The 19,148-nt window shown below is 65.0% G+C and carries 21 protein-coding genes; 10 read left to right on the top strand and 11 right to left on the bottom strand.

Annotated features, from left to right (window positions below; genetic code table 11):
- The first annotated feature begins 7 nt into the window (after positions 1 to 7).
- Positions 8 to 1,291, top strand: a complete 1,284-nt coding sequence (gene ispG / locus AABA86_RS05690; RefSeq protein ID WP_212243751.1) for a flavodoxin-dependent (E)-4-hydroxy-3-methylbut-2-enyl-diphosphate synthase — start codon at positions 8 to 10, stop codon at positions 1,289 to 1,291.
- 10 nt (positions 1,292 to 1,301) lie between these two features.
- Here ispG and AABA86_RS05685 read toward each other — a convergent pair whose 3' ends face one another.
- Positions 1,302 to 1,724 (bottom strand): type II toxin-antitoxin system VapC family toxin, encoded by a 423-nt coding sequence (locus AABA86_RS05685; RefSeq protein ID WP_338306074.1) that lies wholly within the window; start codon positions 1,722 to 1,724, stop codon positions 1,302 to 1,304.
- Complete coding sequence (locus AABA86_RS05680) at positions 1,717 to 2,106, bottom strand: DUF7662 domain-containing protein (protein WP_338306073.1); 390 nt, start codon at positions 2,104 to 2,106, stop codon at positions 1,717 to 1,719. Before AABA86_RS05680 ends, AABA86_RS05685 begins: the two co-directional genes overlap by 8 nt.
- 134 nt (positions 2,107 to 2,240) lie before the next feature.
- On the opposite strand from AABA86_RS05680, the gene AABA86_RS05675 reads away from it, so the two are divergent.
- The 3 genes from AABA86_RS05675 to AABA86_RS05665 all read left to right on the top strand — a co-directional run bounded on the left by AABA86_RS05675 (position 2,241) and on the right by AABA86_RS05665 (position 4,317).
- Positions 2,241 to 3,137 carry a TauD/TfdA dioxygenase family protein gene (locus AABA86_RS05675; protein WP_338306072.1) on the top strand — a complete coding sequence of 299 codons (897 nt, stop codon included), beginning with the start codon at positions 2,241 to 2,243 and terminating at the stop codon, positions 3,135 to 3,137.
- Between the two features lie 196 nt (positions 3,138 to 3,333).
- Positions 3,334 to 3,498 carry a hypothetical protein gene (locus tag AABA86_RS05670; protein WP_338306070.1) on the top strand — a complete coding sequence of 55 codons (165 nt, stop codon included), beginning with the start codon at positions 3,334 to 3,336 and terminating at the stop codon, positions 3,496 to 3,498.
- 3 nt (positions 3,499 to 3,501) lie between these two features.
- Positions 3,502 to 4,317, top strand: coding sequence for an N-acetylmuramoyl-L-alanine amidase (locus AABA86_RS05665; protein ID WP_338306068.1), 816 nt, complete (start codon positions 3,502 to 3,504; stop codon positions 4,315 to 4,317).
- Positions 4,318 to 4,468: 151 nt separating this feature from the next.
- Here the strand turns inward: AABA86_RS05665 and AABA86_RS05660 are convergent, their stop codons facing one another.
- The 3 genes from AABA86_RS05660 to AABA86_RS05650 form a co-directional block, all read right to left on the bottom strand.
- Positions 4,469 to 6,076, bottom strand: a complete 1,608-nt coding sequence (locus tag AABA86_RS05660; RefSeq protein ID WP_212243757.1) for a Na+/H+ antiporter — start codon at positions 6,074 to 6,076, stop codon at positions 4,469 to 4,471.
- A gap of 48 nt (positions 6,077 to 6,124) precedes the next feature.
- Positions 6,125 to 6,994 (bottom strand): class A beta-lactamase, encoded by an 870-nt coding sequence (bla, locus tag AABA86_RS05655; protein ID WP_338306067.1) that lies wholly within the window; start codon positions 6,992 to 6,994, stop codon positions 6,125 to 6,127.
- A gap of 170 nt (positions 6,995 to 7,164) precedes the next feature.
- Entirely contained in the window at positions 7,165 to 7,539 is a 375-nt protein-coding gene (locus tag AABA86_RS05650) for a nuclear transport factor 2 family protein (RefSeq protein WP_212243760.1), read from the bottom strand.
- 95 nt (positions 7,540 to 7,634) lie between these two features.
- Here AABA86_RS05650 and AABA86_RS05645 point away from each other — a divergent pair, with 95 nt between their 5' ends.
- Both AABA86_RS05645 and AABA86_RS05640 read left to right on the top strand, forming a co-directional pair.
- Positions 7,635 to 8,063, top strand: coding sequence for a GFA family protein (locus tag AABA86_RS05645; protein WP_338306065.1), 429 nt, complete (start codon positions 7,635 to 7,637; stop codon positions 8,061 to 8,063).
- Positions 8,064 to 8,225: 162 nt separating this feature from the next.
- A complete protein-coding gene (locus AABA86_RS05640) occupies positions 8,226 to 10,073 on the top strand; it encodes a caspase family protein (RefSeq protein WP_338306064.1) in 1,848 nt (615 codons plus the stop codon).
- A gap of 45 nt (positions 10,074 to 10,118) precedes the next feature.
- Here the strand turns inward: AABA86_RS05640 and AABA86_RS05635 are convergent, their stop codons facing one another.
- A complete protein-coding gene (locus AABA86_RS05635; protein WP_338306062.1) occupies positions 10,119 to 10,811 on the bottom strand; it encodes a DUF1345 domain-containing protein in 693 nt (230 codons plus the stop codon).
- A gap of 9 nt (positions 10,812 to 10,820) precedes the next feature.
- Positions 10,821 to 11,744 (bottom strand): polyprenyl synthetase family protein, encoded by a 924-nt coding sequence (locus AABA86_RS05630; protein ID WP_097668290.1) that lies wholly within the window; start codon positions 11,742 to 11,744, stop codon positions 10,821 to 10,823.
- Between the two features lie 161 nt (positions 11,745 to 11,905).
- On the opposite strand from AABA86_RS05630, the gene mtgA reads away from it, so the two are divergent.
- The 3 genes from mtgA (at position 11,906) to AABA86_RS05615 (ending at position 13,719) form a co-directional block, all read left to right on the top strand.
- The gene (gene mtgA / locus AABA86_RS05625; protein WP_338306058.1) at positions 11,906 to 12,580 is read left to right on the top strand and encodes a monofunctional biosynthetic peptidoglycan transglycosylase; all 675 of its coding nucleotides are present in this window, start codon (positions 11,906 to 11,908) and stop codon (positions 12,578 to 12,580) included.
- Between the two features lie 168 nt (positions 12,581 to 12,748).
- A complete protein-coding gene (rpmF, locus tag AABA86_RS05620; RefSeq protein ID WP_007598106.1) occupies positions 12,749 to 12,931 on the top strand; it encodes a 50S ribosomal protein L32 in 183 nt (60 codons plus the stop codon).
- Positions 12,932 to 13,074: 143 nt separating this feature from the next.
- Positions 13,075 to 13,719 (top strand): hypothetical protein, encoded by a 645-nt coding sequence (locus AABA86_RS05615; RefSeq protein ID WP_212243768.1) that lies wholly within the window; start codon positions 13,075 to 13,077, stop codon positions 13,717 to 13,719.
- Positions 13,720 to 13,725: 6 nt separating this feature from the next.
- On the opposite strand, the gene AABA86_RS05610 is transcribed toward AABA86_RS05615, so the two are convergent.
- The gene (locus tag AABA86_RS05610) at positions 13,726 to 13,986 is read right to left on the bottom strand and encodes a hypothetical protein (RefSeq protein WP_212244123.1); all 261 of its coding nucleotides are present in this window, start codon (positions 13,984 to 13,986) and stop codon (positions 13,726 to 13,728) included.
- 223 nt (positions 13,987 to 14,209) lie between these two features.
- Between AABA86_RS05610 and AABA86_RS05605 the strand changes: the two genes are divergently transcribed.
- Positions 14,210 to 15,904: a bifunctional diguanylate cyclase/phosphodiesterase gene (locus AABA86_RS05605; protein ID WP_338306056.1), complete on the top strand. Its 1,695-nt coding sequence runs from the start codon at positions 14,210 to 14,212 to the stop codon at positions 15,902 to 15,904.
- 105 nt (positions 15,905 to 16,009) lie between these two features.
- Here the strand turns inward: AABA86_RS05605 and AABA86_RS05600 are convergent, their stop codons facing one another.
- From AABA86_RS05600 to AABA86_RS05590, 3 genes are all read right to left on the bottom strand, one after another.
- On the bottom strand, positions 16,010 to 17,518 hold the full coding sequence (locus AABA86_RS05600; RefSeq protein WP_212243770.1) for a tripartite tricarboxylate transporter permease: 1,509 nt from the start codon (positions 17,516 to 17,518) through the stop codon (positions 16,010 to 16,012).
- 4 nt (positions 17,519 to 17,522) lie between these two features.
- Positions 17,523 to 18,008: a tripartite tricarboxylate transporter TctB family protein gene (locus AABA86_RS05595; RefSeq protein ID WP_338306054.1), complete on the bottom strand. Its 486-nt coding sequence runs from the start codon at positions 18,006 to 18,008 to the stop codon at positions 17,523 to 17,525.
- A 157-nt stretch (positions 18,009 to 18,165) separates the two neighbouring features.
- A complete protein-coding gene (locus AABA86_RS05590) occupies positions 18,166 to 19,143 on the bottom strand; it encodes a tripartite tricarboxylate transporter substrate binding protein (RefSeq protein WP_212243772.1) in 978 nt (325 codons plus the stop codon).
- Positions 19,144 to 19,148 lie beyond the last annotated feature (5 nt).

Here is a 19,148-nt window from a genome sequence, read left to right as displayed (position 1 = left end):
GGACCCCATGAACAAGCCCGAAACCACCATCGATTCCGACATCGCGGGGCCTGCGCCGCGCCATCATACCACCCAGGTCAAGGTCGGTGACGTCGCCGTCGGCGGCGGTGCGCCGATCGTCGTGCAGTCGATGACCAACACCGACACCGCCGACATCGACGGTACCATTGCCCAGGTCGCAGCGCTCGCGCGCGCCGGCTCCGAAATGGTCCGCATCACCGTGGACCGCGAGGAAGCCGCTGCCGCCGTTCCGCACATTCGCGACGGCCTCGCCAAGCGCGGTATCACCACGCCGCTGATCGGCGACTTCCACTATATCGGCCACAAGCTGCTCGCGGCCTATCCGGCCTGCGCCGAGGCGCTCGCCAAGTACCGCATCAATCCCGGCAATGTCGGCTTCAAGGACAAGCGCGACACCCAGTTCGCCGACATCATCGAGATCGCCAACAAGAACAGCAAGCCGGTCCGCATCGGCGCCAATTGGGGATCGCTCGACCAGGAGCTGCTGACCAAGCTGATGGACGAGAACGCCGCCTCGGCCAATCCGCGCGACGTGCGCGCCGTGACGCGCGAGGCCATGGTGCAGTCCGCGCTGCTCTCGGCCGCGCGCGCCGAAGAGCTCGGCATGCCCAAGGATCGCATCATCCTCTCCGCGAAGGTCTCGGCGGTGCAGGATCTCATCGCCGTGTATCAGGATCTCGCGTCGCGTTCCGACTACGCCATCCATCTCGGTCTCACCGAAGCCGGCATGGGCACCAAGGGTATCGTCGCCTCCTCAGCCGCGCTGGGCATCCTGCTGCAGCAGGGCATCGGCGACACCATCCGCATCTCGCTGACGCCGGAGCCCGGCGGCGACCGCACCCGCGAGGTGCAGGTCGGCCAGGAGCTGCTGCAGACCATGGGCTTCCGCACCTTCGTGCCGCTGGTTGCCGCGTGCCCCGGCTGCGGCCGCACCACCTCGACCACATTCCAGGAGCTGGCGCGCTCGATCCAGGATTTCATCCGCGACGAGATGCCGACCTGGAAGACGAAATATCCGGGCGTCGAAGAGCTCAACGTCGCGGTGATGGGCTGCATCGTCAACGGTCCCGGCGAATCCAAGCACGCCAATATCGGCATCTCGCTGCCCGGCACCGGCGAAGCGCCGGCCGCGCCCGTGTTCGTCGACGGCAAGAAGTTCCGCACCCTGCGCGGGCCGACCATCTCCGCCGACTTCAAGGCGCTGGTGATCGACTACATCGAGCAGCGTTACGGCCAGGGCGCCAAGGTGCCGGTGACCGCGGCGGAGTGATTTCTTCAGGTCAGCATGTAATCGTGCTGACTTGGCCTGTCTCACCATATCTGAGCAGCAGGCCATCCCGCGTAATCACGCTCGCGCCAAGATCGCGAGCGGTCGCAATGATGATTCGATCCGCGGGGTCGCGTGGCGGTTCACCCGGCAGGAATGACGACGCGATCATGATATCGGGCGTGAGTTCGGCAAGCCGTATTCCTTCGACGGCAAGCAATCGCTGAAACCAGCGCTCTGGTCTTGTGGAAAGGCCCAGCCGGTTGCGTGCAACGAGCAAGCCTATTTCCCATGCGGTAATCGCGGACACGAAGACTGCGGTTCCTGCCCGATAGGCGGCCTCGATCGCTTCCTTTGCTTCCGAGGCGATGGGCTTGTCCTCAACAATCCAAATCGCGGCATGCGTATCGAGCAAGAGCGGCGCTGGCTCACTCATAGACTTTGCCCCAATCGGGGTCTGCCGGCTCCGTCAAGTCCACGCCCGACGGGATATGTGCCAATCCTTTGAGTGCGCCGAACAGCGGATGGCGGCCAGTCTTCTTGGCGCGCGAGGGCGGCGGCTCCGCGGAACTCGGCTCAACCCGCCGAAACACGACCTTGCGGGCTTTCGTATCGACCTGTTCAGTCCGAAATCCAGCGGCCAGCCATACCTTGGTCATGACGTTGTTCGTCGGATTGTTGCTCCACCAAGCCGGATATTGAGGTGAGTTAGGGGGGAGCTTGTCTCCGATGACCCGCTCGATTTCGGCGAAGGTCATGGGGATTTCCTTGGTCCGTCGGGACTTCAGAAATTCACCGAGTCGATCGTATTTGCCCATCGCAAAGGCTCCATAGACGAAAACACTACTAAAGCTTCATAAGTGTGTCAATCGTCACTCGAGGCTCCCACTCTTTGCGTCCGCGCTCTCGGGGCCTACGATGTCTCCAACTAACAACGATCGGGAGACACGCCATGAGCTCACTCGCCGGCAAGCAGGGTCCGCGCTACCGCCACGCGGCCGAGGACGGCGCACCTTACGAGACGATCGCGGTCGAAAAGCTCACACCCGTCATCGGTGCGGAAATCTCCGGCGTCGACATCGGTTCGCTCGTCGATGGCGATGCCCGCTCCAACCGGCAGATGGACGAGATCCACCGTGCGCTCGCCGAGAACCTCGTCATCTTCTTCCGCGACCAGCAGATCACGCCGCAGCAGCATCTCGCCTTCGGCCGCAAATTCGGCGAGCTGCATTTCCATCCCGCCGCGCCGCATGAGGACGAAGACCCTGCGTTGATGAAGATCTACGCCGACAAGAACTCGCCGCGCGCGAACGGCGAGGGCTGGCATTCCGACGTGTCATGCGACCTCGAGCCGCCGATGGGCTCGATCCTCTACATCAGGCAGTGCCCGCCGCGCGGCGGCGATACGCTGTTCGCCAACATGTATGCGGCCTATGAAGCACTGTCGGACCGCATGAAGACCTATCTCGATGGGCTCACGGCGCTGCATGACGGCGAGCCGATCTATCGCGGGCTCTACGCGAACTATGGTGTCGCCGACCGCCCCTCCTATCCGCACGCCGAGCATCCCGTGGTGCGCACGCATCCGGTCACGGGCAAGAAGGCGCTCTACGTCAACCGCGGCTTCACCCGCCACATCAACGGCATCCCGCGCGACGAGAGCGATGCGATGCTCGCCTATCTCTACCAGCACGCCGAAAATCCGCTGTTCCAGTGCCGCTTCCGCTGGACCGAGAACGCCATCGCCTTCTGGGACAACCGCTGCACCCAGCACCGCGCGATGTGGGACTACTGGCCGCATACGCGCTCGGGCACGCGGGTGACGGTGAAGGGGGAGAGGCCGGTTTAGGCTGCTCTCGTGCCCCGGACGCAGCGCAAGCACGTAGTGATGCGCTAGCCGGGGCCTATTTTGCGGCCAGACCGGGTCCCGGCTCTGCGTCGCGTCATTTCATGCCGCGACGCGGCCGGGACACGCCAGCCGTTCTTGCGTTGACGTCCTCGCACTCTCGCGCCAATCTTCCCGAAACAGATCGGGAGGATCAGCCATGCTCCGCATGCCCGAGCTTGAAATGGCGCTGCTGCCGTCCTCGCATCTGCGCTTGGGCGCCTGCGTCACCGGCAAGTCCAAGGATCTGCCCGCGGTGATGCTCGAACGATTCGGCGATGTCGCGGGCTTCGTTGGCCGGCCACGCGTCGCGGCAGCGGAGTAACGCTTGGGGCAATCGCGCAACATCTTCGCGGGACTTGTCGCCGCGATCCTGCTGTCGTCGCTCGCGCCCGCCAGTCGCAGTGAGGCCGCTGCTGCGCGAAAGGTTGCGAAGGCCGGGCCGAAGCAGCCGCAATCATCGGCCAAATGTGAGATGCCGAAATTCCGGATCGTCGTGGATGTCGGGCATACGCCGGACTCCTACGGCGCACTCAGCGCGCGCAACGATCCGGAGTTCGGCTTCAATTTCGTTCTCGCAAAGCGCATCACGGCCAAGCTCAAGTCCGAAGGCTTTGCGGCAACCCGCCTGCTCGTCACGGACGGCAAGGCGCGGCCGAGCCTGTTCAAGCGGGTCAGTGCCGCTAATGACGGCCGGGCCGATCTCTTCCTGTCGATCCATCACGATTCGGTGCCGGACAAGCTGCTCGAGACGTGGGAATTCGACGGCGCAAAGAGCTATTTCAGCGACCGCTTTTCGGGGCACTCGCTGTTCGTGTCGCAACAGAATTCGCATTTCGCCACCAGCCTGATGCTGGCCCGGATGATCGGCAGACAGTTGAAAGAGCAAGGCCTGCGCTATGCCAGTCAATACACCTTGCCGCTGATGGGCCGTTACCGGCGCCAGTTGCTCGACAAGGATTTCGGCGTCTACCGCTATGACGGGCTCGTCGTCCTCTCGCGGACAAGCAGTGCCGCAGTGCTGCTCGAGGCCGGCTCCATCATCAACCGCGACGAGGAGATGATGATGAACTCGCCGGAGCGGCATGAGACGATTGCCGCGGCCGTGGCGGCGGCAATAGGAGACTTTTGCGCAAGGCGGTAGATTGCTCCGCTGCTTCAACAGCCGCCATTGAAAGCCACCGAATCCGCGCGTAGAGCGGCCCGATGACAAGCTCCGCGAAGCAATCCAGAATCTCTCCGCGGCGGCAGTCTGGATTGCTTCGTCGCAAGGGCTCCTCGCAATGACGGGCCGCCTACAGCGGCGTCCGCCGATACTCCCGATTCGCCAGGCTGGCTTCCTCCAGATCCAGATCGCGCTCGATCCGGCGGCGCGTCTCGTCGGTGATCTGGCCGTCGCGCAGGAGATCGTGGATGAATTTTCGTTCGGCGGCAATGAGGTCGCGGGTCAGCGCGGTGCCGGCGGCAGAGACGTCGTGGTGGGTGGGGTCCAGTGAATCAGGCAGCTGGTTGACACGGATGTCGTGGCGGGCGCGCAGCAGCCGCATGACCTCGTCGGAAACGTCCTTCTGCTCGGTGAGCGCGTCGAGTGATTTCAGTGCTGCATCGAGCGCCTGGCGGCGTGCGGCGATCTCGGCCTCGTGCTCGGCGGCATGCTCGTTACGGCCGGCCTCGGCGACGCCGAGCCACCGCACCACCGGCGGCAGTGTCAGCCCGACGCCGATCAGCGTGACGAAGATGACGCCGAAGGCCACGAACAGGATCAGGTCGCGATACGGAAACGCCTCGCCGTCGGGCAGCGTGAACGGCAGCGCCAGCGCCGCCGCCAGCGACACCGCGCCGCGCACGCCGGTGAAGGCAAGCACGAACGGCCACTGCCAGGGCGGCGACGGATCGCGCGCGCGCAACGACCTGCTGAGTATCCGCGGCAGATAGGTTGCGGGATAGAGCCAGGCGAAGCGCGCGACCACGACGATCACCACGACCACGGCGGTCGCGATCAGAATGTCGTCGAGCGGGAATGCCTTCGACTTCTCGTAGAGCGCGCGCATCTGGAAGCCGGTGAGCAGGAACAGCAGGCCCTCGATCAGGTAGATCACGAGGTCCCAGAAGAAGATGCCCTGGAGACGTGTTGCCGACGAGATCAGCAACGGGCCGTTCCAGCTCACATAGAGACCGCAGGCCACCGTCGCGATCACCCCGGAGCCGCCGAGATGCTCGGGCAGCCAGTAGGACACGTAGGGGGTGATCAGCGACAGCGTCAGCTCGACCTGCGGATCCCCGGACCATTTGCGGAAGCGAAGGGAGAGCCAGCCGACGCCGATACCGAAGGCGATCTCGCTGGCGACGATGAGGAGGAATTCTCCGGCCGCGAGCGGCAGCGAGAAATGCCCGACCATGATGGCGGCCAGCGCGAAGCGGTACAAGATCAGCGCAGTGGCATCATTGGCGAGCCCTTCGCCCTCCAGGATGACCAGGAGCCGGCGCGGCATGTTGAGCCGGCGTGCGATCGCGAGCGGAGCCACCACGTCGGGCGGCGCGACGATGGCCCCGAGCAGGAAGCCGATGGTCCAGGGCAGGCCGATCAGATAATGCGTGGCGGCCGCCACCATTGCTGCGGTGAAGATCACCGCGCCGACCGCGAGCAGCACGATCGGGCGCAAATTGTTCTTGAATTCGCGCCAGCTCATGGCGACGCTCGCCGAGTAGATCAAAGGCGGCAGCACCATCAGCAGCACCAGTTCCGGCGGCAATTCCACCGGAGGCATGCCGGGCACGAAGGCGAGGCCGACGCCGGCCAGCATCAGCAGGATGGCGGGGGCGACGTTGAAGCGGCGTGCGGCCAGCGCCACGCTTGCCAGTACGGCGAGCAGGATGAGAAAGGTCTGAAACTTCGCTTCCATGATGGTCTGTCTTGACCCGGAAGCGACTGCTCCGTCAATGCGCGCGGCTTACGCCAGCCGCTCGGCCACCATCCGCCCGATGCGTGCAAAGGCGGCTTCGATCTGCGCCGCATTCGGCGTGCCGCCCTGGGTATAGGCCGCGATCAGGATCGGCGCCCCGGGCTTGTTGTCGAACTTGGGCCAGACCACCGCGATATCGCCCGAGGCATCCTTGCCGTTGTTGCCGGTCTTGTCGCCGATGGTCCAGCCTGCGGGCAGGCCGCCGCGCAGCCGGTTCGCGCCGGTCTTGCAGTTCACCATCCAGTCCGTGAGCAGGGCACGCGAGGCCGGCGACAGCGCCTCACCCGTAACCAGACGCCGCAGATTGCCGGCCATCGCCGCTGGGGTCGTGGTGTCAAGGGGATCGCCGGGCGGCGAACGGTTCAGCTCGGGCTCGTTGTGGTCGAGCCGCGAAATGCCGTCGCCGAGCGATCGCCAGAAGGCGGTGAGCGTGGCGGGGCCGCCGATCCGCGCCAGCAGCAGATTGGCGCAGGTATTGTCGCTGAGCTCGACGATCGCCTTGCACATGTCGCTGACCGACATCGCGCCGGCCGCAAGATTCTGTTTGGCAACCGGCGCGTAGTCCAAGAGGTCGGCCTTGCTGTAAGGAATCATCGCCGCAAGCTGCTCCTCGCCGCGATCGACCCGGGCCAGCACGCAGGCCGCGAGCGAGGCCTTGAAGGTCGAGCACATGACGAAGCGCTCGTCGGCGCGCCAGGCGAGCTTCTTGCCGGTCGCGAGGTTCTCTGCATAGACCCCGATCCGACCACCGCTCTCGCGCTCATAGGATTCGAGTTCGGGCGGCGCCTCCGCGGCAAGCGCCGGAGACGCAGCCATCCAGGCGAGCGAGGCGAGCAGGGAACGGCGGTCGAGAGGCATCGCAGGCTTTCAGGGGAGCCGGAGGTGGGGTTGAAATGGACGCGCTATTTGCGCCGTCATTGCTTCGTCGCAAGAGCTCCTCGCAATGACGTGTGGCGAGAGTTGGGCTCGTACTGACGAAGAGAAGAAGAGAGTGCCTCCCAAGTCGGACAGTGGAAGGCTTTGTCTCCTCACTCCTTCAGGTCATACCGATACGACTTCGACACGATCTGCCAGCCGTCGGCGAGCTTCATCGCCACCAGATAATCGGTGAAGAAACGCGGAGGCAGTTGGCAACGGACCTTGATGAAGGCGGTCTTGTCGTCCGAACGGTCGATGGTGACGATGAAATCCTCGCGCGGCTTGCCTTCGGCCTTGGCGGAGGCACGCTTGCGGACGCGGTCGAGCCAGTCGGGCACGGTCAGGACCTGGAGCTCGCCCTTCTCGACCCAGCGCAAGTCAGCGGAGGGATGGAAGATGGTGCCGAGCTTCTCGGCGTCGCCCTCGTAGAGCCCGTCGAAATAGGATTGCACGACGGCTTCGACACTCGAACGGTTCTGGCTCATGGGTCATCCCTTTGAATGATGGCTTGGGCGGAACTTAGTCGTACACGTCGAAATGCGCTATGGGTGTCTCTCGCTAATAGCGCGAGGGTGTTGGAATGACCGGATCAGAAACTTCGAACGCTCGTATCCTGATCGGCGAATGCTACTGCCGCGCCGTGCGCTTTGAGGTGGTCGACGCGTTCTCCTATGCGATGAACTGCCACTGCTCGAACTGCCGTCGCACCACCGGCTCCGCCTTCAAGCCGTTCGCCGGCATCGCGCAGGACAAGCTTCGCATCGTCCGGGGAGGAGATCTGCGGATGATTTTCGGCGACGACACCACCCATGACGCCCATTGTGCCCGGTGCGGCTCGCTGCTTTATTCCCGGGTGCGTGAAGGACAATGGGTCCATGTCGCCATGGGAACCCTGGTTGATGCCCCCTCGATCCGGCCGAATGCCCATATCTTCGTGGCCTCGAAGGCGCCCTGGCACGACATTACGGACAATCTGCCGCAATATCGGGGGCATATCGGTGATGCCTAAGGGAATTCGGCGAACCACGACCGCGCTGGCGCGACAAACAAAGGGGGTCCTTCGGGCTGTCGCCGGAGCGGCCTTGGTGACCTCCATCACAAGCGCCGGCACCGGATCCTGCTAAAGCGGTCCAAAGGGGACCGAAACGTCCCGAACTTCGGAAGTTGTGTCATGCGCAACCTGCTCAGACTCTGCCCGCTCCTCCTCGCCGCCGTGCTGCTGTTCGGCACGGATCCCGCCTTTGCCGGCAACCGCGTCGCGCTGGTGATCGCCAACTCGGCCTATCAGCACGCGCCGTCGCTCGCCAATCCCGTCAACGACGGTGCCGTGATGGCGAAGACGCTGAAGGAGGCCGGTTTCAGCAGCGTCGATTTCCGCCACGACCTGTCGGCCCTGGATACGCGGCGCGTGCTGCGCGAGTTTGCCGATGCGACCCGCAATGCGGACATCGCCGTGGTCTATTATGCCGGTCACGGCATCGAGGTCGAGGGCTCGAATTATCTGATCCCCGTCGACGCCAAGCTCGAGCGCGACACCGACGTCTACGACGAGGCGCTCTCGCTCGACCGCGTCCTGGTCGCCGTCGAACCGGCAAAACAGCTTCGGCTGGTGATCCTGGACGCCTGCCGCGATAATCCGTTCGGCAAGACCATGAAGCGCACGGTGGCCGCGCGCGGTATCGGCCGGGGGCTTGCCCAGGTCGAGCCGACCAGCCCCAACACGCTGATCGCCTATTCGGCGAAGGCCGGCTTCACCGCCCAGGACGGCGACGGGGCCAACAGTCCCTTTACGGTCGCGCTGTCGAAGCATCTGACGACGCCGGGCCTCGACGTCCGCCGCGCCTTCGGCTTCGTGCGCGACGACGTGCTCAAGTCGACCGGTAACAAACAGGAGCCGTTCGTCTACGGCTCGCTCGGTGGTGAGGACGTGCCGCTGGTTCCGGTCAAGGTGACGGCCGCAGCAACAGTTGCGCCTGCACCGAACCCGCAGGCCGACATCCGCCGCGATTACGAGCTCGCCCTCCAGGTCGGTAACAAGGCGGCGTGGGCCGCCTTCCTCGCCCAGCATCCCGATGGCTTCTATGCCAGCCTCGCCAAGCTTCAGGTCGAGAAAATTGGTGCCGAGCAGGCCCATGCGGCTGCCACCGAGAAGGCGAAACAGGCCGAGGCGGAACGTGATCGTCTCGCCGCGCTTGGCGCGCAGAAGGATGCACAGGCCAAGGCCGCGGCCGATGCGAAGGCCGCCGAGCAGGCGCAGCTCGCCGCGCAGAAGGCCAAGGAGCAGGCGCAGCAGCAGGCAGCTGCCGCCGAGCAGCAGCGCGTCAACCTCGCCGCTGCGGCCCCGAGCGCGGCGCCGGCCAGCACGGCGAGCCCTGCAGGCACCAATGTTGCCACCCTGACGCCGGCGACCGCGCCGGCCGATCTCAGCCGCTCGGTGCAGACCGAGCTCGGCCGCGTTGGCTGCTTCTCGGGCGCTGCCGATGGCACTTGGAGTACGTCCTCGCAACGCTCGCTGTCGCAGTTCAACCGCTATGCCGGCACCAAGCTCGACGTGAAGGTAGCGAGCACTGACGCGCTGGATGCGGTCAAGGCCAAGCCGTCGCGCGTCTGCCCGCTGGTCTGCGAGCACGGCTTCAAGGCCGATGGCGACAAGTGCACCAGGATCGTCTGCGGCGACGGTTATGCGCTGAACGACGACAATGAGTGCGAGAAGAAGCGCGCCGCCAAGCCCACGGCTTCCAAGCCCGCAGCTTCCAAGCCCGCAACCTCGCGGCGCGACGACAGCGAGGATCGTCCGGCGCGGCAGCGTCGCCAGGCCGGCGGTGCGGCTGTCGGAGCTGCGGACGGCCTGGGTGCCGCAGCCGGCATTGCGGCTGCCACGGGCGCCGGTCGCGCCGCAGGTGGCGGGCAAGTCATCTGCAATAGCACTGGCTGCCGCCCGGTCAGCCGCGGTTGTCACCTCGAATATCGCGGCGGCGGCGGCCCCGGCAACGACGCCAATGCCGAAGTGTGTCGTTGAGGGTGCGCATGATCCAGATCGTCGTCCCAAAAGGCCGGGACGACGTCAGGTCGCAATCGCACTCGCCGCGATGTTGACCGTCAGTGCCAGCAAGGCCGTGTTGTAGATGAACGACACGATCCCGTGCGCCGTGGCCGTGCGGCGGATCGTCTTGTCGGTAATGCCGACGTCGGAGACCTGCGCGGTCATGCCGATCACGAACGAGAAATAGACGAAGTCCCAATAGTCGGCGTGGTCTTCCTTGTCGCCGCTCGGAAACTGCAGGCCGCCCGGCTTGGCGCTCCGATAAAAATCATGCGCGTAATGCAGCGCGAAGGTCGTGTGCACGGCGGCCCATGACAGCGCGATGGTGCTGATTGCGATGGTCAGCTCCAACACGCCCCGGTGCGGTGTGCCGAGTTCCGAGACGATCGCGGCGATGCTGGCGAAGGCGCCGATCGCCGTCACCAGCAGGATCACGAAACGGCCGTCGTCCTGCATCGCGGCGGCGCGGCGGATGTGCTGATGGTCGTTGCAAAGCATCATTGCGTAGACCAGCACGAGATAGACCGCGATCAGTGCATCCCAGCCGAACAGGAGCCGTGTCACCAGCCGGTGTGAGCCCGGCAAGAGCAGGCAGACCAGGACGCCAGCCGCGAGCGCGATGAATGTCCGCGGCCGCGCATAGATCAGCCGCATCGGCCGCGACATCTGGCGGAAGCGGGCGAGGACGGGGTCTTCTTTGCCCTCGGCCGCCATCGATGCGTGTCAGCTCTTCCGCTCGGCGACGAAGCGCGCGGCCGCTTGCAGCACGGCGGCGCGCTCACCGAAGATCGAGACCGCGCTGTCGGCCCGCGCGAGCAGGTCGCGCACGCGCTGCTTGGCGCCTTCGATGCCGAGCTGGGTGACGAAGGTGGTCTTGCCGAGTGCGGCATCGGCGCCGGCCGGCTTGCCGAGCGCAGCCGCATCGCCTTCGACGTCGAGCAGATCGTCGGCGATCTGGAAGGCTTCGCCGAGCGCGCGGCCGTAATCGTCGAGCGCCTGATATTCCTTTTTCGTGGCCTGGCCGAGGATCGCGCCGGCGATGCAGCCGTAACGCAGCAGTGCGCCGGTCTTCATCTGCTGAATGCGGGCGACATCGATCGGCTCGTTGCCGCCGAAGCGGCCTTCGCCGGCGAGATCGAGGATCTGGCCGCCGACCATGCCGCCGATGCCGGCGCAGCGCGCCAGCGCGCGTGTCAGCAGTAGCCGCACATTGGCGTCGCGATGGATCTCGTCGCGGGTGACGATGTCGAAGGCGAGCGTCAAGAGGCCGTCGCCGGCGAGGATCGCGGTGGCGTCATCGGTCTGCTTGTGCAAGGTCGGGCGGCCGCGGCGCAGGTCGGAATTGTCCATGGCGGGCAGATCGTCATGGATCAGCGAATAGCAGTGGATGCATTCGAGCGCGGCGCCGACCAGCAGTGCGGCTTCACGGGGAACACCGAACACAGCCGCGCTCTCGACCACCAGGAACGGGCGCAGACGCTTGCCGCCGTTCAGGCTCGAATAGCGCATTGCGTCCATCAGTCGCTTGGGCCGGGCGATCTCATCGTGCAGGATGTCGTCCGACAACAGGCGCCCGAGCAGGGCCTCGGTGTCATCAGCGGTCTTGTCCAGACGCTTGGCGAAATCGGACGGGGACGTGCCGGTCATCAAGAAGGGCTCCAGAACTAAAATTCGGCGGGACAATCCTTTATGCGCCCGCCCCAGTCAATCGTTTGGAAGGCCTAAAAAGTGCTGGAAAAGGCCCGGATTATCACAGACTTAATGGGGAGAGCCGTGGCCGCGTTTCGTTCCGTGCCGGAAAGGTCGATTTGCGCATCGTCAAAATCCTGCTGGTAGCGCTCGCGGTCGTCATTCTCGCGCCCTATGTGATCGCGCCGTTCTACCGCACCGGCCATCCGGTTTCGACGCTGATGGCGTGGCGCTCGCTTCGCGGCGCGCCGATGCAGCGGGAATGGATCGATCTGGCGGCGATGTCGCCCTCGCTGCCGCGATCGGTGGTTGCGGCCGAGGATGCCCATTTCTGCAAGCATCACGGCATCGATTGGGGCGCGCTACGCGAGGCGATCGACGACGCGCAGGAGGATGGTATGCCGTTCCGGGGCGCCTCCACGATCACCCAGCAGGTCGCGAAGAATCTGTTCCTCTGGCAGGGCCGGGATTTTGTCCGCAAGGCACTCGAACTCCCGCTGGCGCTCTGGATCGATCTCGTCCTGCCCAAGTCGCGGATCCTGGAGATTTACCTCAACATCGCCGAGCTCGGCCCGCAGGGCCAGTTCGGGGTGGGGGCGGCCAGCGCCTATGCCTTCGGCAAATCGGCCGCCGGCCTCTCCCCCCGGGAGGCGGCCCTTCTGGCCTCGATCCTGCCGAATCCGGTCAAACGCAGCGCTAAAACCCCCGGTCCGGGCGTCCGGCGGCTGGCCGGGACCTATGTGGCAAGGGCGCAGGCCTCTTCGCTTACGACCTGCTGGCGGGAAAATCGCTGATTTTGGGCCCTTTCCGGGCGTATTTTCCGGCCCAAGAGCCTAGCTTTGCGGCCAGCCTTCCTCTATAAGCGCGGCCTTGATCGGCATTCAGCTCGCCTCGGATTGCGGGTGCTGAGCCGTCCCTCGCGGACGATGCCCTGATAACACCAATCCCTAGAGGATATTGAAATGGCCGTTCCGAGAAGAAAAACCTCGCCGTCGCGCCGTGGCATGCGCCGCTCGGCAGACGCCATCAAGAAGCCGACCTATGTGGAAGACAAGGACTCTGGCGAGCTCCGTCGTCCGCACCATCTCGACCTCAAGACCGGCATGTACAAGGGCCGTCAGGTCCTGAAGAAGAAAGAGTCCTGAGTTAAGGACCTTTCTCCAGGCAGGATAATCGGGCCTGCCTGATTTCGGCCAACCCATGAGATATGACAGTGACGGCGGCGGAGCTAATGCTTCGCCGCCGCATTGTCCTGTCTGGATATCTTGATCGAGAAGGCATTTCGCCGATGGTCGGTTTCCCGCTGCTTCTGATTCCGCTCGCGGTCTACAACATCATCGCCTTCCTGATGCCGAGCGTGTCCTTCACGGATGTGCTGTTCAAGGTGCCGATGGTGTCAGGCGAGACCTGGCCGGTCACGCTCGCCGACGTGATGCTGGCGCTCGGTATCGTGCTGCTGCTGCTCGAAGTGGTTAAGGGCGCGCGGCCCGGCTCGAAATTCCTGATGGATCATCTGCTGTCACTGATCCTGTTCGGCGCGGCCGCTGCCGAATTCGTGATGTGGCCCAAATTTGGCAACTCGACCTTTTTCCTGCTGGTGCTGCTCGCGATGGCGGATTTCCTCGGCGGCATTGCCCAGCGCACGCGCCGCCGCGTCACCTATGTCGCCGAGACAACGGTGCCGGCGCCACGCAAGGCCAAGCGTCAGGTGGAAGCTCCGGCGGGAGATGCCGTGGCCGAGCCCAAGTTCGAGCCGGTGTCCTCGCCGCTCGCAGCACCGCCCGCGCCCTCGGCACAGTCGGTCGCCGAATCCGTGCTGATGGATCCTCCCGCGCCGAAGCCGGTGCAGAGCACGCCCTCGCCGGAAGTCCCCTCGCCGCATTTGCAGCCGGGCGACGGCACGTCTCCGTCCCCCGACACGCCGCCGCGCTGATCGATCTCAAGCCACCTGCCGCGTGCGCGCGCTGACGCTCTGCAGCGGGCGCTTGCCGCCATAGGCCGTCTGCGCATCTTCGGAAGAGGCGCGACGCAGCCGGCTCGCCTGGGGCAGATGTTCGGCATTCGCGATCAACTGGGCGACGAAGCTCGGATCGGGGCGCGGCAACGGCGTCTTGTGGACCCATTGCAAAATCGGAAGCACCGGCACCAGGGCCGTGCCCGTGCCGTTGTCCGCCGCGTCCGATCGATCGGTACTCAACATCGCCATCACCGTTGATCCGGCAGAGCCTGTCGCGTCTCGGGACGCTGGTGCCGGGTGCGTGTCAGTACTCGCAAGGCCTATGCCGGATGGGCCGGTTTGGTTCCCCCGGCCTGTAGAAACGTGGTTTCCAAATTGTTTATCAACTTTGCCTAGGGTTGGGGACGAATCTGGCTCTATCCTGTGTCAGCTCAGGACTTTCCCGCTGTCCCGAAACGAGGCGATTTTGACCCCCGCATTACCGCAAGCCTCCGACATCCTGGCCGCCCTCGGCCAGGCCGTATTTGCCTGGGATATCGGCAGTGACGCGATGGTCTGGGGCGACCAGGTCGCCAGCGTCTTTCCCGGCATTCCCGCCGAGCGGCTGGCGACGGGCGCCGAATTTGCCAAGCTGATCGAGCCCGCGCCATCGCTGCGGACCGCCGCGCTGGCGCAAGCCTATGCCGTGCATGGTGCCGACGGCACGCCCTACCGGGTCGAGTACGGCGTGCGCATGAGCGCCGCCGATCCCGTGATCTGGATCGAGGAGACCGGCCGCTGGTTCGCCGGCCCCGACGGCCGCCCGGTGCGCGCGATCGGCTCGGTCCGAATCAACAATGAACGCCACGCCCGCGACGAGGAGCTGACCAAGCTGGCCCGGCTCGATCCGCTGACCGGCGAGCTCAATCGCTCTCATCTGATTGCCGCGCTGGCCGAGGCGATCGAGGAGACGACCCGCTTCCGCTCGACCGCGGCCTTCATGCTGGTCGGCATCGACCATCTCGCCCGCGTCAACGACGCCTTCGGCTTCGACGTTGCCGACGCCGTGATCCTCGACGTCGCCAAGCGCATCCGCTCGCGCCTGCGTGGCGGCGACGTGCTCGGCCGCTTCTCCGGCAACAAGTTCGGCCTGATCCTGAAGAACTGCACCGTCGATGACATGAATGTCGCCGCCGAGCGTTTCCTTGCCGGCATCCGTGACGAGGTGGTGCCGACCAAATCCGGTCCGGTCTCGGTCACCGCCTCGATCGGCGCGGTCAGCGTACCGCGCTATGCCCGCAACACCGACGAGGCCGTCAACCGCGCCCATGAGACGCTGGATGCCGCCAAGCGCCGCCGCGTCGGCTCGTTCGCGGCATGGCGTCCGGATGCCACACGCGATGCGCAGCGCCGCGTCAACATCCGCGTCACCGACGAGATCGTCACCGCACTGAACGAGCGCCGCATCAAGCTCGCCTATGAGCCGGTGGTGTCGGCCGGCTCGCGCGAGCGCGCATTCCATGAATGCCTGGTGCGGATGGACCAGGGCGACGGTCAGGTGCTGCTCGCGCCCGACATCGTGCCAGTCGCCGAGCGGCTCGGCCTCATTCGCCTGGTCGATCACCGCGTGCTCGAGCTCGTGGTCGCCGAGCTCGCCGCCGCGCCCGACATCTGCCTCAGCCTCAACATCTCGCCCGATACCACCATGGATCCGGACTGGTGGGCGGGAATCGAATCGCTGATGCAGGCCCATCCGGGTGTTGCCGAGCGGCTGATCGTCGAGATCACCGAGACGGTCGCGATCCAGGACATCGATGACGTCCGCGCCTTCGTCGGCCGCCTCAAGCATTTCGGCAGCCGCATCGCTATCGACGACTTCGGCGCCGGCTATACCTCGTTCCGAAACTTGCGCAAGCTCGGCGTCGACATCGTCAAGATCGACGGTGCGTTCGTGCAGAACATCACACATTCCGCCGACGATCGCGCCTTCGTGCAGACCCTGATCGATCTCGCCCGCCGCCTCGACATCAAGACGGTGGCCGAATGGGTGCAGGACGAGGAGGCCGCCAACATGCTGCGCGACTGGGGCTGCGACTACATCCAGGGCAGGTTGATCGGGCTGGCATCAGCGGAACGCCCGTGGGGCGCCCCGCCGGATAACGCGCTGCCTGCAGCGAGCTGAGATCTCGTAGGGTGGGCAAAGGCGCACTTGCGCCGTGCCCACCATCTCTCCAACAATTCGGCGCGAATGGTGGGCACGCTTCGCTTTGCCCATCCTACGAAGCCTTCACGCTCCCTCATCCAGCGCCACCAGCTCGCGCTTCTTGCGTAGCGACGGCAATAGCGGCGCGATCAGCAGCACCATTGCGAATGCCAGGCACACCGCGGAGATCGGCCGCTGCAAAAAGGTCCAGAGGTCGCCCTGCGACAGGATCAGCGACTTGCGCAGATTGTTCTCCATCATCGGTCCCAGCACGAAGGCCAGCACCAGCGGTGCCGGCTCGTAGCCGAGCTTGCGCATGAAATAGCCGATGATGCCGAACGCGATCATCACATAGACATCGAACACGTTGTTGCTGGAGCAGTAGACGCCCAGGATCGTGAACAGGATGATCAGGGGAAACAGGATGTTGTAGGGCAGCTTGAGCAGTTGCACCCACATGCCGATCATCGGCAGGTTCAGGATCAGCAGCATGACGTTGCCGATATACATGCTGGCGACGATGCCCCAGAACAGGCCGGGGTTTTGCGTGATCAGCAGCGGCCCCGGCTGCAGACCGTGAATGACGAACGCGCCGAGCAGCAGCGCCATCACCACGTTCGGCGGAATGCCGAGCGTCATCAGCGGAATGAATGCGCCGCCCGCCGCGGCGTTGTTCGCCGATTCCGGCCCCGCAACGCCTTCGATCGCGCCATGGCCGAAACGCTCGGGCGTCTTCGATAGCCGCTTCTCCAGCGCGTAGGAGGCGAAGGACGCCACGACCGCGCCGCCGCCCGGCAGAATGCCCAGGAAGAAGCCGAGGATGGTGCCGCGGCCGACCGGACCTGCACTCGCCTTCCAGTCCTCCCTGGTGGGCAAGAGATGGGTGATCCTGGTGTTGATGATGTCGCGCTTGATCGCCTGCTCGGTGTTGAGCAGTACCTCGGCAACGCCGAACAGGCCCATCACGACAGGCACGAGCCCGATGCCGTCGATCAGCTCCATGCGGCCGAAGGTCAGACGCGGCTGTGCCGTGATGCTGTCGAGCCCGATCAATCCGAGCACGACGCCGATGCACGCCATCAGCAATGCTTTCGGCATCGAACCCTGGGTGAGGAAGGTGAGCACCACGAGGCCGAGCACCATCAGGCTGAAATATTCGGCCGGGCCGAACGCGATGGCGACGCTGGCAAGCTTCGGCGCGACCAGCATCAAGGCGATCAGCGCGAACGTGCCGGCAATGAAGGAGCCGAAGGCGGAAATGCCGAGTGCAGGGCCAGCGCGTCCCTGCTTCGCCATCTGGTGGCCGTCGATGCAGGTGACGACGGAAGCTGCCTCGCCGGGAATGTTGACCAGGATCGAGGTGGTCGAGCCGCCATACATCGAGCCGTAATAGATGCCGGCCATCATGATGATGCCGGATTCCGGCGTGCCCGACAGCGTCACGGGCAGCAGCAGCGACATCGCCGAGATCGGCCCGATGCCCGGCAGCACACCGACCAGCGTGCCGATGAAGACGCCGATGAAGCAATAGAGCAGGTTGATCGGCAGCAGCGCGACGCCGAAGCCATGGGCGACATTGACAAGCGTATCCATGGGGTCAACCGATTCCGAACAGGCCAGAGGGCAGCTGGATCAACAGCAGCCGCTTGAGCACCCACCACATGCCCGATGGCACCAGCACGGCGATCGGGATCGCCAGCGTCCAGCGAACGGGATCGATCAGCCGCAACAGCAGCAGCACCAAGGGGATCGACGACAGCAGGAAGCCGAGTGGTTCCAGTGCAATGGAGAATGCCACGAGACAGGCGGTCAGCAGGAGCGGCTTGCTCCAGCGCACGTTCTCCCAGCGCGAGGCCAGCGTCGGGGCGCCCTCGGTGACGGCCGAAACGATGATGGCGCCTGCGAACACGCACATCAGGATGCCCGTGTAGAATAGCACATAGCCGGAGCCGGGATCGTTGATGGTGCCGAGCTTGAGCTTCATGCCGGACCAGATCACGAAGCCGCCGAGCGCGAGCCCGATCAGCCCGCCCCAGAGCTCGGAGTTGCTGAGGCGGAGCTTGACGTTGGTTTGGTTGTTCATCGGCGCTCTCTCGGCCGTTCCCCGGACGCTGCGCAGCGCGAAGCGGTGCGCTGCAGAGCCGGGGCCCATAGGTTCGTGGCAAAAGGTGGGTCCCGGCTCTGCGGTGCACCGCTGAAGAAGCGCTGCACCGCGTCCGAGGCACGGAACTGGCTCAGCCCTACTTCTTCGCGAGCCCGAGGGTCTCGATCACCTTGCGCTCGGACTCCGTGACCTCGACGACGAACTTCTTGTAGTCCTCGGTATTCTTGTAGTTCGGCACCATGTCGTATTTGGCGAGTGTCGCGACGACCGCCGGGTCCTCGACCGCCTTCTTGAAGGCATCGTGCAGCTTGGCGACGATCTTTGGATCCATGCCTTTCGGGCCGGCGATGCCGAACGGGGAATCGTAGACCATGGGATAGCCGAGCTCCTTCAGCGTCGGCGCGTCGGGATAGTTCGGCGAGCGTGCACCGGTCCACACCATCAGCAGCCGCAGCTTGCCGGCGTCGACCAGCGGCCGCCATCCCGTGGAATCAGCCTGAAGCATGGTGTGCTGTCCCAGCACCGCAGCGTTGGTCTCCGCGCCGCCCTTGAAAGGGACTTGCGTCAGCTTGATGCCGGACATCGCGGCGATCTGCTCCATGCCGATATGCAGCGAGGTGCCGGCGCCAGGCGTGGCATAGGTCACCTTGCCCGGGTTCGCCTTTGCGAACTCCACCACGTCCTTCCAGCTCTTGAACTGCGACTCCGCGCTGGTGGTCACGCCGAAGGTGTAGCCGGTGAGATGGATGATGTAGCTGAAATCCTTGGCCGGATCCCACGACACTTCCTGCATCAAGGGCAGGCGGAAGACGGTGATCGGGATCTGTGCGATGGTGTAGCCGTCCGGCTTCGCGGCCGCCGCCATGGTCGCAGGTCCCACCGTGCCGCCGCCGCCGGCCTTGTTGTCGATCACGATCGGCTGCCCCAGCACCTTCGAGGCGCTGTCGGCGATGGCGCGCATCGAGATATCGGTCGATCCGCCGGCCGGCCACGGCACGATCAGCGTGATCGGCTTGCTGGGATAGTCCTGCGCACTGGCGGCAGTCGAGAGCAATGCGCCCATGACAGCATGCATCGCGGCAAATGCGATCGTCTTCAGCCCGTATCGCGGCATCGAAA

Source organism: Bradyrhizobium sp. TM233 (genome assembly GCF_036247965.1).
GTDB classification, from domain to species: Bacteria; Pseudomonadota; Alphaproteobacteria; order Rhizobiales; family Xanthobacteraceae; genus Bradyrhizobium; species Bradyrhizobium ottawaense.
The sequence above is the reverse complement of the archived record's forward strand: the minus strand, read 5'-3'. Positions and strand labels throughout refer to the sequence as shown.

Coding starts and splice junctions, on each gene's coding strand:
- AABA86_RS05680 (WP_338306073.1), bottom strand. CDS start 2,106: ATGGGCAAATACGATCGACTCGGTGAATTTCTGAAGTCCCGACGGACC.
- AABA86_RS05610 (WP_212244123.1), bottom strand. CDS start 13,986: ATGTTGAGTACCGATCGATCGGACGCGGCGGACAACGGCACGGGCACG.
- AABA86_RS05615 (WP_212243768.1), top strand. CDS start 13,075: ATGGTCGGTTTCCCGCTGCTTCTGATTCCGCTCGCGGTCTACAACATC.
- AABA86_RS05630 (WP_097668290.1), bottom strand. CDS start 11,744: ATGACCGGCACGTCCCCGTCCGATTTCGCCAAGCGTCTGGACAAGACC.
- bla (WP_338306067.1), bottom strand. CDS start 6,994: ATGCCTCTCGACCGCCGTTCCCTGCTCGCCTCGCTCGCCTGGATGGCT.
- AABA86_RS05635 (WP_338306062.1), bottom strand. CDS start 10,811: ATGGCGGCCGAGGGCAAAGAAGACCCCGTCCTCGCCCGCTTCCGCCAG.
- AABA86_RS05645 (WP_338306065.1), top strand. CDS start 7,635: ATGACCGGATCAGAAACTTCGAACGCTCGTATCCTGATCGGCGAATGC.
- AABA86_RS05595 (WP_338306054.1), bottom strand. CDS start 18,008: ATGAACAACCAAACCAACGTCAAGCTCCGCCTCAGCAACTCCGAGCTC.
- AABA86_RS05650 (WP_212243760.1), bottom strand. CDS start 7,539: ATGAGCCAGAACCGTTCGAGTGTCGAAGCCGTCGTGCAATCCTATTTC.
- rpmF (WP_007598106.1), top strand. CDS start 12,749: ATGGCCGTTCCGAGAAGAAAAACCTCGCCGTCGCGCCGTGGCATGCGC.
- AABA86_RS05600 (WP_212243770.1), bottom strand. CDS start 17,518: ATGGATACGCTTGTCAATGTCGCCCATGGCTTCGGCGTCGCGCTGCTG.
- AABA86_RS05640 (WP_338306064.1), top strand. CDS start 8,226: ATGCGCAACCTGCTCAGACTCTGCCCGCTCCTCCTCGCCGCCGTGCTG.
- AABA86_RS05590 (WP_212243772.1), bottom strand. CDS start 19,143: ATGCCGCGATACGGGCTGAAGACGATCGCATTTGCCGCGATGCATGCT.
- AABA86_RS05660 (WP_212243757.1), bottom strand. CDS start 6,076: ATGGAAGCGAAGTTTCAGACCTTTCTCATCCTGCTCGCCGTACTGGCA.
- AABA86_RS05675 (WP_338306072.1), top strand. CDS start 2,241: ATGAGCTCACTCGCCGGCAAGCAGGGTCCGCGCTACCGCCACGCGGCC.
- ispG (WP_212243751.1), top strand. CDS start 8: ATGAACAAGCCCGAAACCACCATCGATTCCGACATCGCGGGGCCTGCG.
- AABA86_RS05670 (WP_338306070.1), top strand. CDS start 3,334: ATGCTCCGCATGCCCGAGCTTGAAATGGCGCTGCTGCCGTCCTCGCAT.
- AABA86_RS05685 (WP_338306074.1), bottom strand. CDS start 1,724: ATGAGTGAGCCAGCGCCGCTCTTGCTCGATACGCATGCCGCGATTTGG.